Source organism: Streptomyces diastatochromogenes (genome assembly GCF_002242805.1).
In the GTDB taxonomy this organism is placed as follows: Bacteria; Actinomycetota; Actinomycetes; order Streptomycetales; family Streptomycetaceae; genus Streptomyces; species Streptomyces diastatochromogenes.
Window position 1 is genome coordinate 107,307 of the sequence record NZ_MCGQ01000031.1, and the last position, 15,099, is coordinate 122,405.

Annotated in this window: 19 protein-coding genes; 13 read left to right on the plus strand and 6 right to left on the minus strand. The window is 71.8% G+C overall.

What is annotated here, in order from left to right; translation table 11 throughout:
- The first annotated feature begins 59 nt into the window (after positions 1-59).
- Both BEK98_RS32015 and BEK98_RS32020 read left to right on the plus strand, forming a co-directional pair.
- Positions 60-881 carry an ABC transporter permease gene (locus BEK98_RS32015; RefSeq protein WP_094220221.1) on the plus strand — a complete coding sequence of 274 codons (822 nt, stop codon included), beginning with the start codon at positions 60-62 and terminating at the stop codon, positions 879-881.
- 34 nt (positions 882-915) lie between these two features.
- Positions 916-1,590, plus strand: coding sequence for an AAA family ATPase (locus BEK98_RS32020; RefSeq protein WP_094220222.1), 675 nt, complete (start codon positions 916-918; stop codon positions 1,588-1,590).
- A 5-nt stretch (positions 1,591-1,595) separates the two neighbouring features.
- Here the strand turns inward: BEK98_RS32020 and ybaK are convergent, their stop codons facing one another.
- From ybaK to BEK98_RS32040, 4 genes are all read right to left on the minus strand, one after another.
- Complete coding sequence (gene ybaK / locus BEK98_RS32025; RefSeq protein ID WP_094220223.1) at positions 1,596-2,099, minus strand: Cys-tRNA(Pro) deacylase; 504 nt, start codon at positions 2,097-2,099, stop codon at positions 1,596-1,598.
- A 22-nt stretch (positions 2,100-2,121) separates the two neighbouring features.
- On the minus strand, positions 2,122-2,862 hold the full coding sequence (locus BEK98_RS32030) for an LON peptidase substrate-binding domain-containing protein (RefSeq protein WP_094220224.1): 741 nt from the start codon (positions 2,860-2,862) through the stop codon (positions 2,122-2,124).
- Between the two features lie 11 nt (positions 2,863-2,873).
- Positions 2,874-3,926, minus strand: a complete 1,053-nt coding sequence (locus BEK98_RS32035; protein WP_094220225.1) for a hypothetical protein — start codon at positions 3,924-3,926, stop codon at positions 2,874-2,876.
- 172 nt (positions 3,927-4,098) lie between these two features.
- Positions 4,099-5,676, minus strand: a complete 1,578-nt coding sequence (locus BEK98_RS32040; protein ID WP_094220226.1) for an oxidoreductase — start codon at positions 5,674-5,676, stop codon at positions 4,099-4,101.
- 233 nt (positions 5,677-5,909) lie between these two features.
- Here BEK98_RS32040 and hisD point away from each other — a divergent pair, with 233 nt between their 5' ends.
- The 10 genes from hisD (at position 5,910) to BEK98_RS32085 (ending at position 13,554) form a co-directional block, all read left to right on the plus strand.
- Positions 5,910-7,235 (plus strand): histidinol dehydrogenase, encoded by a 1,326-nt coding sequence (hisD, locus tag BEK98_RS32045; protein ID WP_094220227.1) that lies wholly within the window; start codon positions 5,910-5,912, stop codon positions 7,233-7,235.
- Entirely contained in the window at positions 7,232-8,341 is a 1,110-nt protein-coding gene (locus BEK98_RS32050; RefSeq protein WP_094220228.1) for a histidinol-phosphate transaminase, read from the plus strand. The genes hisD and BEK98_RS32050 overlap by 4 nt, the downstream gene beginning before the upstream one ends.
- Entirely contained in the window at positions 8,338-8,931 is a 594-nt protein-coding gene (gene hisB / locus BEK98_RS32055; protein WP_030783530.1) for an imidazoleglycerol-phosphate dehydratase HisB, read from the plus strand. Before BEK98_RS32050 ends, hisB begins: the two co-directional genes overlap by 4 nt.
- Before the next feature lie 3 nt (positions 8,932-8,934).
- On the plus strand, positions 8,935-9,099 hold the full coding sequence (locus BEK98_RS49150) for a hypothetical protein (protein ID WP_167444304.1): 165 nt from the start codon (positions 8,935-8,937) through the stop codon (positions 9,097-9,099).
- Positions 9,096-9,737 (plus strand): imidazole glycerol phosphate synthase subunit HisH, encoded by a 642-nt coding sequence (gene hisH / locus BEK98_RS32060; protein WP_094220229.1) that lies wholly within the window; start codon positions 9,096-9,098, stop codon positions 9,735-9,737. The genes BEK98_RS49150 and hisH overlap by 4 nt, the downstream gene beginning before the upstream one ends.
- 3 nt (positions 9,738-9,740) lie before the next feature.
- Positions 9,741-10,466, plus strand: a complete 726-nt coding sequence (gene priA / locus BEK98_RS32065; RefSeq protein ID WP_094220230.1) for a bifunctional 1-(5-phosphoribosyl)-5-((5-phosphoribosylamino)methylideneamino)imidazole-4-carboxamide isomerase/phosphoribosylanthranilate isomerase PriA — start codon at positions 9,741-9,743, stop codon at positions 10,464-10,466.
- On the plus strand, positions 10,463-10,864 hold the full coding sequence (locus tag BEK98_RS32070) for a RidA family protein (RefSeq protein WP_094220231.1): 402 nt from the start codon (positions 10,463-10,465) through the stop codon (positions 10,862-10,864). Before priA ends, BEK98_RS32070 begins: the two co-directional genes overlap by 4 nt.
- A complete protein-coding gene (gene hisF, locus BEK98_RS32075) occupies positions 10,861-11,616 on the plus strand; it encodes an imidazole glycerol phosphate synthase subunit HisF (RefSeq protein WP_094220232.1) in 756 nt (251 codons plus the stop codon). The genes BEK98_RS32070 and hisF overlap by 4 nt, the downstream gene beginning before the upstream one ends.
- Positions 11,617-11,701: 85 nt before the next feature.
- Positions 11,702-12,289 carry an ArsR/SmtB family transcription factor gene (locus BEK98_RS32080; RefSeq protein ID WP_094220233.1) on the plus strand — a complete coding sequence of 196 codons (588 nt, stop codon included), beginning with the start codon at positions 11,702-11,704 and terminating at the stop codon, positions 12,287-12,289.
- 14 nt (positions 12,290-12,303) lie between these two features.
- Positions 12,304-13,554: an MFS transporter gene (locus BEK98_RS32085; protein ID WP_094220234.1), complete on the plus strand. Its 1,251-nt coding sequence runs from the start codon at positions 12,304-12,306 to the stop codon at positions 13,552-13,554.
- Between the two features lie 15 nt (positions 13,555-13,569).
- On the opposite strand, the gene BEK98_RS32090 is transcribed toward BEK98_RS32085, so the two are convergent.
- Entirely contained in the window at positions 13,570-13,977 is a 408-nt protein-coding gene (locus BEK98_RS32090) for a VOC family protein (protein ID WP_094220235.1), read from the minus strand.
- A gap of 10 nt (positions 13,978-13,987) precedes the next feature.
- Positions 13,988-14,623, minus strand: a complete 636-nt coding sequence (locus tag BEK98_RS32095) for a TIGR03085 family metal-binding protein (RefSeq protein WP_094220236.1) — start codon at positions 14,621-14,623, stop codon at positions 13,988-13,990.
- 82 nt (positions 14,624-14,705) lie between these two features.
- Between BEK98_RS32095 and hisI the strand changes: the two genes are divergently transcribed.
- A complete protein-coding gene (gene hisI / locus BEK98_RS32100) occupies positions 14,706-15,098 on the plus strand; it encodes a phosphoribosyl-AMP cyclohydrolase (protein WP_094220309.1) in 393 nt (130 codons plus the stop codon).
- The last annotated feature ends 1 nt before the right edge of the window (position 15,099 follow it).

Consider the following 15,099-nt stretch of genomic DNA (forward strand, 5'->3'; position numbering starts at 1 on the left):
TCCGTATGGTCCCTGTGGGACGGCGGCGCGGCTGCCGTAGGGAAGAGGAGCAGCTCGTCGTGAGTGTCGTACCCGCGGAGGTTCTGCCGGGCGGTGCCCGGGCCGTGCCGGAACCGGCCCGGCCCGCGGACGAGCTGGCACCGCCCGCGCGGCTGTGGCCGTCGCTGGTGGCCGTCTACCGGGCCCAGCTGTCCCGGGCCCGGGTGGCGCGCATTCCGCTGCTGTTCGTGGCGACCTTCCAGTCCGTCGGCATCGCCGTGATGATGCGCGGTGTCGTCGACAGCGGCAGCGAGGCCCAGTCCGTGGTGGCCGGGTCCTCGGTGCTCGTCGTCGCGTACGTCGCGCTCAATCTGCTGTCGCAGTACTTCGGGCAGCTGCGGGCCAGCGGCGGGCTCGACCACTACGCCACGCTGCCGGTGCCGCCCGCGGCGGTGGTGCTGGGCGCGGCGGGGGCGTACGCCTCCTTCACCGTGCCGGGGACCCTCGTGACCGCCGTCTTCGGCTGTGTGCTGTTCGGGCTGCCGCTGTCCAACCTCTGGATCCTGGTGGCGGTCGTTCCGCTCGCCGGGGCCGCGCTCGCCGGGCTCGGCGCCGCCTGCGGGCTGCTCGCGCCGCGGCCCGAGCTGGCCACGCTGCTCGGGCAGCTCGGCATGTCGGCGGCGCTGCTGCTCGGTGTGCTGCCGGCCGACCGGATGCCGGAGATCGTACGGCTGGCCCGGGACCTGCTGCCGTCGACCTACGGCGTGGAGGCCTACGCGCGGACCTTCGAGGCCCACCCGGACTGGGCCGTCGTCCTCGCTGACCTGGGAGTCTGCGCGGGGGTCGGAGTGATCTCGCTGGCCGTGGCGACCTGGGCGTACCGCAGGGCAGCCGTCCGATGACGCGGCCCACAGCGCGACCTGGCACGATGTCAGAGTGACCGCACCGCTGACTCCGCCTCCGCCGCCGCACGACGACTCCCCGCACCAGGTCTGGCAGGCGCCGCCGCCGGCCGGGGCGCCGGTGGGAGGCCAGTACGAACAGGACGGCCCTGGGATGAAGACCGAAGTCCGGGAAGCCGTCGTGATCGCGATAGCAGTGGCGCTGGGCGGGGTGTTGTTCGGGCTGCTGTGGTGGTGGCTGGCGCCGCATGTGCCGCTGGTGGGGGACGAGGTCGACAAGAGCTGGGTCGTCTACCTCAAGGACACCGAGGGGGAGCAGGCGGCCGGGGTGGACGGGACGTTCACGCTGCTGGGGTTGGCCTTCGGGCTGGTCAGCGCGGTCGTCGTGTTTCTGTTCCGGCGGCGTGGGGGTGTGCCTCTCGTGGTGGCACTCGGGCTGGGCGCCCTGCTCGGGTCGGTGCTGGCGTGGCGGCTCGGCCTCTGGCTGGGGCCCGGGTCCGATGTGATCGCTCACGCGAAGGCGGTGGGGAAGGGGGTCACCTTCTCGGCGCCGTTGAAGCTGGGGGCGAAGGGGGCGCTGCTGGCTTGGCCGTTGGCCGCGGTGCTGGTGCATCTGGGGCTCACGGCGTTGTTCGGACCGCGGGATCCTGAGGAGCCGTATCCGCACGGGCCGGCCCCGAAGGACTCGTACGGAGCCCCGCTGGCGTAAGCCCGTCAGCCGCGCCCGATCGGTGCCAGTACCGCCTCCGTCAGCTTCGTCAGATCCTCCGGAGACAGTTCCACCTCCAAGCCCCTGCGGCCCGCCGAGATACAGATCGTGGCGTGGGACTCGGCCGAGTCGTCCAGGACGGTGCGGAGCTTCTTGCGCTGGCCCAAGGGGGAGATGCCGCCGCGGACGTATCCGGTGGTGCGTTCGGCGAGGGTGGGGTCGGCCATCGTCGCCCGCTTGCCGCCCACCGCCGCGGCCAGGGCCTTGAGGTCGAGGGTGCCGGAGACCGGGACCACCGCCACCGTCAGCGCGCCGTCCACGTCGGCCACCAGGGTCTTGAAGACCCGGTCGGGGGAGACGCCCATCGCCTCCGCCGCCTCCTCGCCGTAGGAGGGGTGGGCGGGGTCGTGGTCGTAGGAGTGGAGGGTGAAGTCCACGCCCGCCGCCGTCAGGGACACCGTCGCGGGAGTGCCTCCGGACTGCTGCTGCTTCTTCGACTTCTTCGCCATCGGGGTGTCGGCCTCGGTTCGCTCAGTTCAGGCTGGTCGGCGTCCGCGTCAGCTCGAACGCGGGCAACGACGGAAGGTTACGGATGATGGCCGTCTCCGAGCGAAGGAGTTTCAGCTCGTCCCGGAGCCGGGAGGCGGTGTCCGGCGCCTGCAGCAGCCGTTGCTTGGTCGGGGTGTCCAGGACCATCGCGGCCGCCACCAGGTAGGAGACCACCGAGGGGTCGTCCGGGAGGTCGGCGCCCGAGGAGAGGGAGCGCTCGCGGGCTCCCGCGAGGCGCTTCTGGTACTGCCGGAAGGCGCGCAGGACGCCCTCGGCCAGGGCGCCCGCCTCGTCGCCGGGGTCCTCCGGCAGCTCCTCCAGCTCCGCCGTCAGGTACGGGCCCGACGCGTCCACGGACAGCAGCCGTACCCGGGTCGTCCCGGTCGCCAGCACCTCGAACGTGCCGTCGGCGCGCTCCCGGATGGTCGCCGCGTCCGCCACACAGCCCACGCCGTGGAAGGACTTGAGCGGGTCCGGGCCGAAGCCCGCGGCCGGGCCCCGCTCGGGCTGTGCGGTCGGATCGGGCATGCCCGGCGCGCTCGCTGCCACCTCGTGGCCGTCGCGGATCGCCACGACGGCGAACCGGCGCGGTTCGTCCTCGGGGGTCTTCAGCAGCTCGCGCATCATGGCGCGATAGCGCTCCTCGAAGATGTTCAGGGGCAGCACGAGCCCGGGGAACAGCGCCGAGTTCAGCGGGAAGAGAGGGAGACGGACGGTGGTCACGACGCCCCAGCCTAATGGTCGGGGGCGGGGGCTCGGCCGCGGTGTTCGTTCCGCGGTCGAGCGGGTGCCGCCAGCAGTTCGGTCACGGTGGTTCCGGGAGCGGTCGTGAGCAGTGCCTCGCGCAGCCGCAGGAAGCGGCCCAGCGGGTCGTCGGAGAACCGGTCCCAGGGGAACGAGGTGGCGTACGGGCCGATCAGACGCAGCTGGGTGCGGGCGTCCTCCCAGCGTTCCAGCCGGGCCAGGACGTACACCAGCTTGTTGCGGATCTCGGCGGGCCAGGGTGTGGCCGCCGGGAACCGGCCGGAGAGCGCGATCGCCCGGTCGGCAGCCGCCTCCAGCCGCTCGCGCGGTACCTCGGGGCCGCAGCCGTCGGTCAGGTAGGAGAGGGCCGCCCGGGCCGGCAGCGCCTGGACGAGCGAGTCGGCCGGGGCGTCCTGCGCGGCCAGGTCGGCGAAGTCGAAGCACTCGCGGTGCGAGCCGTGCCAGGAGGTGCCCAGGTAGCGCAGGGCGGCCACATGGCAGCCGTAGTGGTGCGGGGCGCGCCGGACCGCCGCCTCCCACAGCTCCTCGAAGTAGCGGTGCCCGGCCCGGGAGCCCCTCGCGTGGTCGAGCGCGATCCGCCAGGGCACCGGATCGCGGTCGTCGGCCCGGGCAGCGGCCGTGATCAGCGGGCTCACCTCGCGCAGCAGCTCGGCGCGGGCCGGGGAGGGCCAGGCGCGGTCCACCGCCAGCTGCGCCGCGACGAGCGCGACGTCGGGGTCGTCCGGGGCGGCCGCGCGCCAGGCCTCGAACCACTCGGAGCGCGAGCGGGCGAAGGCCGCGAGGCGCCTGGCGTAGCGGTCGTGGTCCTCCCACTCGGCCGCCGCGCGCGTGGTGGCGAGCAGAGCGGAGGCGGCGCCGAACTCGCCCCGGCCGGCCGCGACCAGCGCGGGGGACAGGCGTTCGTCGGGCGCGTCGAGGACGGCCTCGTCGCCGGCCGCCGGTGGGTCGGCGGGGCGTGAGGCACGTCGTGTCATCCGTGTGGGGCGGAAGAACGCCGGCAGCAGAGCCATGGTGTCGACCATTGAAAGTCCGCAGGTCGGGCGTGCGCCAGAGGGTCCGGGCAAGTCATGGAAGGTTGTACGCCCGACGGTCAAGGACAAGTAAAAGGTGATTGTTCAACTAATGTGGTGTACCTGACCAATGTGACGTACATGTCGATGAACCGGGCATCCGTACGTGCCGGTGAACCGGGCGTCAGCCCCGCCGCAGCAGCCGGGTCGCCCCCGCCGCCACCGTCGTCGCCAGGATCCAGCCCAGCAGGATCATCGCCGCGGCCAGCCACTGCCAGCCGCCGCGCAGCTGCCACTGGCCGACCTGGCCCAGGTCGATCACCGGCAGCAGCAGGTCCAGCGTGAACAGGGCGGCACTCCAGGACGGATGGCCGCCGGGGTTCACCGGCGGATGGCCGGCGTGCGAGAAGGCCAGCGTGCCCGCCGCCCACAGCACCGCCATCCACACCGCGGCCCGGCCCGGCCGGTAGCCGTACGCCACCGTCCAGTCCTGGACGTACCCCCAGGACTTGGCGGCCAGCGGCAGCGTCTCGCGGCGCCGGCGCTGCTTGGCGAGCAGCACCTCGCGGGCGTCCTCGTCCTCCCCGGCCGCCCGCAGCACGGTGGCCAGCCGCTCGTACGGCTCCGGGTTGTACTCGGCGGTGGCCGCCGCCACCCAGTCCAGCCGCCGGGTCAGCGGGAACGGTCCCTGCGGTACGAGGTTCTCGTACGCGAAGCCGCCCATGTGGAGGCTGCCCGGGCCCGGCCAGCTGCCCGCGTGGTCCACCAGGTTGACGATCCGCGCGCCGGACAGCACCACCTTCCCGCGCTGCGGCCGGTCCCCGAGGAAGCGCAGCTCGGGCGTCTGCACCCGGCGCAGCGACAGCTCCTGGTCGTCGGTGAAGCCGAACCGGGCCCGCTCCAGGTCCACGGCGTCCCCGAACCGCCCGTCGTCCAGCCGTATCCCGCCCCGGCACTCGAAGCGCTGGATGCGTGTCCCGCGCGCGGGGGTCGTCCCGCTCAGCAGCGGGTTGCCCACGCCGGCCGGGGTCAGATACAGGGTGCGCCCCACGGTCAGCTGGGGGGCGTTCAGGGCCAGGCGCGCGTACGGGTTGGCCAGTCTCGCTCCCCGCAGGCTCAGCGAGACCCCGATCTTGGCGCTGCGCAGGCTCAGCTCGCCGTGCGACTCCAGCAGTTCCGCCTGCAGGTCCTGGCCCACGGTCATGCCGTCCGCGGCGATCGAGCGGCCGCTGCGGTCCCGGTAGACGATCGCCTGGTTGAGCAACAGGTCCGTGCCGATGTGCGCGTCGGTCAGTCGCACCCCGTTCTGGAAGCGGCAGCGCGGCAGGTGCAGATCGCCCTCGGTGTGCACCCGGGCCGCCTCCAGGCGCGGCACCGCGCAGTCCACCAGACGCAGGGTCGTGAACCGGGCCTCGGGCAGGAGGATCTGGTCGTCGAAGCGGCAGCCGCGCAGCTCCATGTACGGCGTGACCGTGCCGCCCGCCAGCTCCACCGTGCCGGTGACCCGCACGCCGGTCAGCTTCAGGGAGGACACCCGGCCCGCGAGCGCGGGCGGCCCGTCCAGCAGCAGCCAGCAGATGATGCGCGCCCGGACGCTCCGCTCGGGTCCCCAGGGATGCCCGCCGTGCGGATCGTCCACGACGGCGTCCCCGCTGCTCAGGTCGTACACGCTGCCGTTGCGGAAGGCCTGCCACATGCCCGCCTCGGCCGCGGTCAGGTCGTCCGGCAGGTCCCCGGCGTGGATGCCGGCCCCCTCGGTCACCGCTCCTCCTTCCTCCTCTGACTACTCGCTGTCACCTTCCTCGTACACCCGTTCATGCCCGCTGAGTGACGCCTGATACACACGATGTGCTGTGCCTTCTGGGGGGATACCCCCAGACCCCCCGCGATCTTCCGGATTCCGGCCAGGCTATGTACCGCCCACTGTCCCGCGTTCTGTATCAGCCATTGATACGCGCGGACGGCTCCCGACCCCGGTCTGAGAGAATTGACACCGTGATCTCCCGAATCGATCTGCGCGGCGACGCCCTTCCCGAGGGCCCCGCCCTGCGCGACCTGCTGCCCCGAGCCGACTTCGACGTTCAGGCCGCCCTGGAGAAGGTGCGTCCGATCTGCGAGGCCGTGCATCATCGGGGTGACGCGGCGCTGATCGACTTCGCCGAGAAGTTCGACGGAGTACGGCTGGAATCCGTCCGTGTCCCGGCCCAGGCGCTCGCCGACGCGCTGGAGGCCCTCGACCCGGCCGTGCGCGCGGCCCTGGAGGAGTCCATCCGCCGCACCCGCCTGGTCCACCGTGCGCAGCGCCGTTCGACGCACACCACCAAGGTCGTGCCCGGCGGGTCCGTCACCGAGAAGTGGGTGCCGGTCGACCGCGTCGGGCTGTACGCCCCGGGCGGCCGCTCGGTCTACCCGTCCTCCGTGGTCATGAACGTGGTGCCCGCGCAGGAGGCCGGCGTCGAGTCGATCGCGCTCGCCTCCCCGGCCCAGGCGGAGTTCGGGGGGCTGCCGCACCCGACGATCCTCGCCGCGTGCGCCCTGCTCGGCGTGGACGAGGTCTACGCGGCCGGCGGCGCCACCGCCGTCGCGATGTTCGCGTACGGCACCGAGTCCTGCCCGCCCGCCAACATGGTCACCGGCCCCGGCAACATCTGGGTGGCCGCGGCCAAGCGCTACTTCACCGGCAAGATCGGCATCGACGCCGAGGCCGGTCCGACCGAGATCGCGGTCCTCGCGGACGACACCGCCGACCCGGTGCACGTGGCCTCGGACCTGATCAGCCAGGCCGAGCACGACCCGATGGCGGCGGCCGTGCTGGTCACCGACTCGGTCGAACTGGCGGACGCGGTGGCGAAGGAGCTGGAGCCGCAGGTCGCGGCCACCAAGCACATCGAGGACCGGATCGTCCCGGCCCTCAGCGGCAAGCAGTCCGCGATCGTCCTGGTCGACGGCATCGAGGAGGGCCTCAGGGTCGTCGACGCGTACGGCGCCGAGCACCTGGAGATCCAGACCGCCGACGCCGCCGCGGTCGCGGACCGGGTGAGGAACGCGGGCGCGATCTTCATCGGCCCCTGGTCCCCCGTCTCGCTCGGCGACTACGCGGCCGGGTCCAACCACGTGCTGCCCACCGGCGGCTGCGCCTGCCACTCCTCCGGCCTGTCCGTCCAGTCCTTCCTGCGTGGCATCCACGTCGTGGACTACACCAAGGACGCGCTGGCCGAGGTCGCGCACCACGTGGTGACGCTGGCGGAGGCGGAGGACCTGCCCGCGCACGGCGCGGCGATCAAGGCGAGGTTCGGTTGGAAGGTGCCTGAGAGCAAGTGAACTTCGGAATCGACGATCTTCCCGTACGGGACGAGCTGCGCGGCAAGTCCCCCTATGGCGCGCCCCAGTTGGACGTCCCCGTACGGCTGAACACCAACGAGAACCCGTACCCGCTGCCCGAGCCGCTGGTCGAGCGGATCACGGAGCGCGTGCGGGAGGCCGCCCGCGACCTGAACCGCTACCCCGACCGGGACGCGGTCCAGCTCCGCACCGAGCTGGCCAAGTACCTGACGAAGACCGGCAAGTACCCGCTCGGCATCGAGAACGTGTGGGCCGCCAACGGCTCCAACGAGGTCATCCAGCAACTGCTGCAGACCTTCGGCGGACCGGGCCGCACCGCCATCGGCTTCGAGCCGTCGTACTCGATGCACGCGCTCATCGCGCGCGGTACGGGGACGGGCTGGATCTCGGGTCCTCGCAACGAGGACTTCGACATCGACCTCGCCGTGGCCGAGCGGGCCATCGCCGAGCACAAGCCCGACGTCGTCTTCATCACCACCCCCAACAACCCCACCGGCAACGCGGTTCCGCCGGAGACGGTCCTCGCGCTGTACGACGCGGCCCAGGCGGCCAAGCCGTCCATGGTCGTCGTCGACGAGGCCTACATCGAGTTCAGCCACGGCGACTCGCTGCTGCCGCTGCTGGAGGGCCGGCCGCACCTGGTCGTCTCCCGCACCATGTCGAAGGCGTTCGGCGCGGCCGGCCTGCGCCTCGGCTACCTCGCCGCGCACCCCGCGGTCGTGGACGCCGTACAGCTCGTCCGGCTGCCGTACCACCTCTCGGCGATCACCCAGGCGACCGCCCTGGCCGCCCTGGAGCACACCGAGACGCTGCTGAAGTACGTCGAGCAGCTGAAGTCGGAGCGGGACCGGCTGGTCGCCGAACTGCGGGCGATCGGTTACGACGTCACCGCGTCGGACGCGAACTTCGTGCAGTTCGGGCGGTTCGAGAGCGCCCACGAGGCCTGGCAGAAGATTCTGGACCGGGGCGTCCTGGTCCGGGACAACGGCGTACCGGGGTGGCTGCGGGTGTCCGCCGGAACCCCCGAAGAGAACGACGCGTTCCTCGACGCGGTTCGGGAACTGAAGAAGGAGTTTGAGGCATGAGCCGCGTAGGACGTGTGGAGCGCACCACCAAGGAGACCTCGGTCCTCGTCGAGATAGACCTCGACGGCACCGGGCGGACCGACATCGCCACCGGCGTCGGCTTCTACGACCACATGCTCGACCAGCTCGGCCGGCACGGTCTGTTCGACCTGACCGTGAAGACCGACGGCGACCTGCACATCGACTCCCACCACACCATCGAGGACACCGCCCTCGCGCTCGGTGCCGCCTTCAAGCAGGCCCTCGGCGACAAGGTGGGCATCTACCGCTTCGGCAACTGCACGGTCCCGCTGGACGAGTCCCTCGCCCAGGTCACCGTGGACCTGTCCGGCCGCCCCTACCTCGTGCACACCGAGCCCGAGAACATGGCGCCGATGATCGGCGAGTACGACACGACGATGACCCGGCACATCCTGGAGTCCTTCGTCGCCCAGGCGCAGATCGCGCTGCACGTGCACGTGCCCTACGGGCGCAACGCGCACCACATCGTGGAGTGCCAGTTCAAGGCGCTCGCCCGGGCTCTGCGCTACGCCAGCGAGCGCGACCCGCGCGCGGCCGGCATCCTCCCCTCCACGAAGGGCGCGCTGTAACCCATGAACGGTCTGTCCACCGTCCTGATCGTCGTCGGTCTCTTCCTGGTCGGCGGCATCATCTCCTTCGCCAAGCAGAAGATGCCCACGAGCCTCATCGTGCTGCTGTCCATCGGCGCGGGCATGTGCCTCGTCGCGGGCGTCCTGAGGCTGGAGGTGTGGAATTGAGCACCGGCAAGCGAGTAGTCGTCTTCGACTACGGTTTCGGCAACGTCCGCTCCGCCGAACGCGCTCTCGCGCGCGTGGGGGCCGACGTCGAGATAACGCGCGACTTCGACCGGGCGATGAACGCCGACGGCCTGCTGGTGCCGGGCGTCGGCGCGTTCGCCGCCTGTATGCAGGGGCTGCGCGGCGCCCGCGGTGACTGGATCATCGACCGCCGGCTGTCCGGCGGGCGGCCGGTGATGGGCATCTGCGTCGGCATGCAGATCCTGTTCGCGAACGGCATCGAGCACGGCGTGGAGACCGAGGGCCTCGACGAGTGGCCCGGCACGGTCGAGCCGCTCCAGGCCGACATCGTGCCCCACATGGGCTGGAACACCGTCGACGCCCCGCTCGACTCGGAGCTGTTCGCCGGCCTGGACCGGGACGCCCGCTTCTACTTCGTGCACTCCTATGCCGTCCACGACTGGACCCTGGAGACCAACAACCCGGTCATGCACCAGCCCCGGGTGACCTGGTCGACGCACGGCAAGCCCTTCGTGGCGGCCGTGGAGAACGGTGCCCTGTGGGCCACCCAGTTCCACCCCGAGAAGTCCGGCGACGCCGGTGCCCAGCTCCTCACCAACTGGATCGGAACCCTGTAGACCATGGCCAAGCTCGAACTCCTCCCCGCCGTCGACGTCCGTGACGGCCAGGCCGTCCGCCTCGTGCACGGCGAGTCCGGGACCGAGACGTCCTACGGCTCCCCGCTGGAGGCGGCCCTCGCCTGGCAGCGCTCGGGCGCCGAGTGGCTGCACCTGGTCGACCTGGACGCCGCCTTCGGCACCGGCGACAACCGGGAGCTGATCAGCGAGGTCGCCAAGGCGATGGACATCAAGGTGGAGCTGTCCGGCGGTATCCGGGACGACGCCTCCCTGGCGGCCGCCCTGGCCACCGGCTGCACCCGGGTGAACCTCGGCACCGCCGCCCTGGAGACCCCGGAGTGGGTCGCCAAGGTCATCGCCGAGCACGGCGACAAGATCGCGGTCGGCCTGGACGTGCGCGGCACGACCCTGCGCGGCCGCGGCTGGACCCGGGACGGCGGCGACCTCTACGAGACGCTGGAGCGCCTCAACAAGGAGGGCTGCGCCCGCTACGTCGTCACCGACATCGCCAAGGACGGCACCCTCCAGGGCCCGAACCTGGAGCTGCTGAAGAACGTCTGCGCCGCGACGGACCGGCCGGTCGTGGCGTCCGGCGGCGTGTCGTCGCTGGCCGACCTCCGCGCCATCGCCGAGCTGGTACCCCTCGGTGTCGAGGGCTCCATCGTCGGGAAGGCCCTGTACGCGAAGGCGTTCACCCTGGAAGAGGCCTTGGAGGCTGTGTCGTCATGACCGATGCCGTGCGGCGCGTGCAGAGCGGAAGTCCCTGGGAAGAGAGTTTCGGGTTCGCGCGCGCCGTGGCGGCGGGTGACCGGGTGCTGGTGGCGGGCACGACGTCCTTCCGGGGCCGTGTGCTGTACGGGGAGGGCGACCCGTACGAGCAGGCCAAGGTGGCGTTCACCGGCGCACTGGAGGCGATCGCGGAGTTCGGGCTCGGTATCGAGTCCGTGATCCGCACGCGGATGTATCTGACCCATGCGCGGGACGTCGACGAGGCGGGCCGGGCCCACAAGGACCTCTTCGACGCGGTGCGGCCCGTTTCCACGCTGCTGGTCGTGGAGGGCTTCGTCGACCCGCGCATCCTGGTCGAAGTGGAACTAGAGGCATTCAGAGGAGCCGTGAACTCATGACCCTGGCGGTCCGAGTCATCCCCTGCCTGGACGTGGACAACGGCCGGGTGGTCAAGGGCGTCAACTTCCAGAACCTGCGCGACGCGGGCGACCCCGTCGAGATGGCCAAGGTGTACGACGCCGAGGGCGCCGACGAGCTGACGTTCCTGGACATCACCGCCTCGTCCGGCAACCGCGAGACGACGTACGACGTGGTGCGCCGCACCGCGGAGCAGGTGTTCATCCCGCTGACCGTCGGCGGCGGCGTCCGCACGGCCGAGGACGTGGACAAGCTGCTGCGGGCCGGCGCCGACAAGGTGGGCGTCAACACGGCGGCCATCGCCCGCCCGGACCTGATCCGCGAGATCGCCGAGCGCTTCGGCCGGCAGGTGCTGGTGCTGTCGGTGGACGCGCGGCGCAGCGAGTCCGGATCCTTCGAGGTCACCACCCACGGCGGCCGCCGCGGCACCGGCATGGATGCCGTCGAGTGGGCGCACCGGGCCGCCGATCTGGGCGCCGGCGAGATCCTGCTGAACTCCATGGACGCCGACGGCACCAAAGACGGCTACGACCTGGAGATGATCGCGGCCGTCCGCAAGCACGTCACCGTCCCGGTGATCGCCTCGGGCGGCGCGGGCAAGCTGACGGACTTCCCGCCGGCCATCGAGGCGGGCGCGGACGCGGTCCTGGCCGCCTCCGTTTTCCACTTCGGCGACCTGCGCATCGGCCAGGTGAAGGCGACGCTGCGGGAGGCGGGGCACCCGGTGCGGTGACGCTGCGCTGAGCTTCGGCAGATAGGAAAGGAAAGTTGCGCAAAATCTATTGTGCAACTTTTCTTTCCTATCTAGCGTTGGGTGCATGACAGCCAAGGGGAGCCGTCCCATCACGGACGTGGGCACGCTGAAGGCGCTCGCCCACCCGCTGCGGATGAAGCTGTACCGAGCCCTGTGCGTGGCCGACAAGGCCACCGCCTCGCACCTCGCCGACCAGGTGGACGAGGCCGTCTCGCTGGTCAGCTACCACCTGCGCAAGCTGGCCGAGCACGGCCTCATCGAGGAGGCCGAGCCGCAGAGCGCGGACGGCCGGGAACGCTGGTGGCAGCCCTCCTCGGAGGGGGTGAGCATCCGCGACAAGGACTTCCGGGACGCCCCCGAGAAGGCGGCCGCACACCTGGCGGCGACCCGGCTCTTCCACGACCAGCGTGCCGAGATGTACCGCCGCTACCTCGACGAGCGCTCCACCTGGAGCGCCGAGTGGAACGCCGCCGCACCCGACAGCGAGTCCCTCTTCCGCCTCACCGCGGGCGAACTGAACGAACTCCGGGAGGAGTTGCTCGCCCTGGTCAGGAAGTACGACGAGAAGGGCCGGTCCGCCGAGGCAGCGGGCGAGACCGAAGGGCGCGAGCACGTCGCGCTGCACGTGTACGGCTTCCCGTTCCGCGTCTGAGAGAGGGCACCGTCATGACCGTCCTGACCGACATACCCGCGCGGCAGCTCGAAGAGGCCGCCCACCGCGACCCCAACGTCCTGCGCTGGCTCGGTGCCTACACCTCCTCGATGCTGGGCGACAGCATCTACTACATCGCCCTCTCCTGGGCCGCCGTCCAGGCCGGAACCCCCGCGCAGGCCGGTGTCGTGATGTCGGTCAGCGCGGTGCCGCGGGCCGTGCTGATGCTCGGCGGGGGAGTGCTCGCCGACCGGCTGGGCCCGCGCCGTGTCGTCATCGGCAGCGACGCCGTGCGCTGTGCCGCCGTCCTCGCGGTGGCCGCCCTGCTGTTCCTCAACAGCCCCGGGCTGTGGCCGCTCGCCCTGCTTGCCCTGGTCTTCGGCACCGTCGACGCCGTGTTCATGCCCGCCGTGGGTGCCCTCCCGGCCAGGATCACCGGCAAGGGGCAGCTCGCCCGGGTGCAGGGCATGCGCGGCCTCGCCATCCGCTGCGCCGGCGTCATCGGGGCCCCGCTCGGCGGCCTCGGCGTGGCACTCGGCGGCGCGGCGACCGCCTTCGCCCTGGCCGGCCTGCTCATCGCGGTGTCGGTACCGCTGCTGGTCTCCGTACGGGTGCGGGAGCTGCCGGCCGACGACGGGACGGCCGACGGAAAGGCGTCCCCCTGGCGGGATCTGCGGGCCGGCCTGCGCTACATCCGCGGCCACCGCGTCCTCGCCCCGCTGATGCTGGCCATCGCCCTCGGCGACTTCGGCTTCGTCGGGCCGTTCAACGTCGGCCTGACCCTGCTCGCCGACCGGCGCGGCTGGGGCGCCTCCGGGATGGGCTGGATCCTCGCCGGGTTCGGCGCCGGCGCGGGCGCCGCCTCGCTGCTGCTCACCGTCCGGGGGCGGCTGCCGCGCGCCGGGCTGGTCGCCGCGTACGCCATCCTCGCGGGCTCCGTCGCGATCGGCGCCCTCGCCTACGTCCCGAGTCTCGCCGGTGCCGTCGGGGTGGCCCTGCTCGTCGGACTCCTCGCGGGTCTCAGCGGAGCCATGTGCGGGGCCCTGCTGCAGACCCAGGCCGACCCCGCCTACCTCGGCCGGGTCACGGCCGTCGCCGGCCTGGTCAGCCTCGGACTCGCCCCGCTGAGCATGCCGTTCGCTGCCGCCGCGATCGGCGCCTTCGGCCTCGGCCCGGTCTACGTCGTCAGCGCCGTCGTCTGCGGCCTCGGCGGGGTCGTCGCCCTGTACGTCCCGGGCCTGCGCCGGGCCGAGCTGCCCCGCTGAGACTCGGCCCGAGGCTCAGCCGTGGGCCGGCTTGGGCTGGGCCAGCTGGATCAGGTTGCCGACCGTGTCGTCGAGCACGGCCGCGATCACCGGACCCTGCTCCTGCGGCTCGTGCGTGAAGTGCACACCGAGGTTCACCAGCCGCTTGTACTCCGCCTGGATGTCGTCCACCGAGAAGACGATGCACGGAATCCCCGCCTCGTACAGGGCCCGGCGGTACGGCTCCGCGATCGGGCCCTCGCCGGACTCCAGCAGCAGCTGGAGATCCGGCTGGGCCCCGCCGCGCGCGCCGACGGTGATGAAGAGCGTGCCGCCGCCCAGGTCCAGATGGGTACGGGTCTCGAAGCCCAGGACGTCCGTGTAGAAGGCGTGCGCCTTCGCCACGTCGTCCACGTACACGCCGGTCATCCCGACCTTGATCATGAGGTGCCTCTCAGATGCCCAGCTGCCTGTACTCGTGCAGCTTGGCGATCGCGTTCTCGTCGCCGTCCAGCTCGACCCGCGCCGTGCTCTGCCGGCCGAACGCGAACATCAGCAGCTCCGACGGCTCGCCCGTCACCGTCACCACGGGCGCGCCCCGGTGGGCGACGGCCGTCTGGCCGTCCGGGCGCCTGAGGACCAGACCCGTCGGCACACCCCGGCCCAGCAGCCGGGCGGTGCGCTCCAGCCGGGACCACAGCGACTCCTGGAAGACGGGGTCCAGCTCACGCGGGGTCCAGTCCGGCTGGGCACGCCGGACGTCCTCCGTGTGGACGTAGAACTCCACGATGTTGGCCGCCTCGTCGACCTGCTTGAGCTGGAAGGGCGAGAAACGCGGCGGGCCCGTACGGATCAGCTGGATCAGCTCCTCGTACGGCTTCGCGGCGTACTCGGCCATCACCTTCTCCAGCCGCGGCGCGAGCTGCTTGATCAGCGTGCCCCCGGCCGCGTCCGGCCGCCGCTCCCGCACCACCACGTGCGCGGCCAGATCGCGCGTCTGCCACCCCTCGCAGAGGGTCGGGGCGTCCGGACCGGTGGTTTCCAAGAGGTCGGCGAGCAGAAGCCGTTCACGCTGCGCGAAGGTCGACATGGAATCAGCCTACGACCACACGGTAAGTCCGCACAGTGGACACGGACCGTCACCGTCAGTGCCGCGCGGCACAATGGCAGGCATGACCAGTACGCCTCCGCCCAGCAGCCTCGACCCCGAGATCGCCGCGCGCCTGAAGCGCAGCGCCGACGGGCTCCTCCCGGCCATCGCCCAGCAGTACGACACCGGCGAGGTGCTGATGCTCGGCTGGATGGACGACGAGGCGCTGCACCGCACGCTGACCACGGGCCGCTGCACCTACTGGTCGCGCAGCCGCCAGGAGTACTGGGTCAAGGGCGACACCTCCGGCCACTTCCAGTGGGTCAAGTCCGTCGCCCTGGACTGCGACGCCGACACCGTGCTGGTCAAGGTCGACCAGGTCGGCGCCGCCTGCCACACCGGCGCCCGTACCTGCTTCGACGAGGATGTGCTGCTCAAGGACGCCGATTCCGGCGTACGGGCACAGAATCAGTAAG

What these genes read in the sequence shown, in the direction of transcription:
- BEK98_RS32080 (WP_094220233.1), top strand. Translation starts at nt 11,702, where the DNA reads ATGACAGCCAAGGGGAGCCGTCCCATCACGGACGTGGGCACGCTGAAG.
- hisB (WP_030783530.1), top strand. Translation starts at nt 8,338, where the DNA reads ATGAGCCGCGTAGGACGTGTGGAGCGCACCACCAAGGAGACCTCGGTC.
- BEK98_RS49150 (WP_167444304.1), top strand. Translation starts at nt 8,935, where the DNA reads ATGAACGGTCTGTCCACCGTCCTGATCGTCGTCGGTCTCTTCCTGGTC.
- priA (WP_094220230.1), top strand. Translation starts at nt 9,741, where the DNA reads ATGGCCAAGCTCGAACTCCTCCCCGCCGTCGACGTCCGTGACGGCCAG.
- BEK98_RS32090 (WP_094220235.1), bottom strand. Translation starts at nt 13,977, where the DNA reads ATGATCAAGGTCGGGATGACCGGCGTGTACGTGGACGACGTGGCGAAG.
- ybaK (WP_094220223.1), bottom strand. Translation starts at nt 2,099, where the DNA reads ATGGCGAAGAAGTCGAAGAAGCAGCAGCAGTCCGGAGGCACTCCCGCG.
- BEK98_RS32095 (WP_094220236.1), bottom strand. Translation starts at nt 14,623, where the DNA reads ATGTCGACCTTCGCGCAGCGTGAACGGCTTCTGCTCGCCGACCTCTTG.
- BEK98_RS32070 (WP_094220231.1), top strand. Translation starts at nt 10,463, where the DNA reads ATGACCGATGCCGTGCGGCGCGTGCAGAGCGGAAGTCCCTGGGAAGAG.
- hisI (WP_094220309.1), top strand. Translation starts at nt 14,706, where the DNA reads ATGACCAGTACGCCTCCGCCCAGCAGCCTCGACCCCGAGATCGCCGCG.
- hisF (WP_094220232.1), top strand. Translation starts at nt 10,861, where the DNA reads ATGACCCTGGCGGTCCGAGTCATCCCCTGCCTGGACGTGGACAACGGC.
- BEK98_RS32035 (WP_094220225.1), bottom strand. Translation starts at nt 3,926, where the DNA reads ATGGTCGACACCATGGCTCTGCTGCCGGCGTTCTTCCGCCCCACACGG.
- BEK98_RS32085 (WP_094220234.1), top strand. Translation starts at nt 12,304, where the DNA reads ATGACCGTCCTGACCGACATACCCGCGCGGCAGCTCGAAGAGGCCGCC.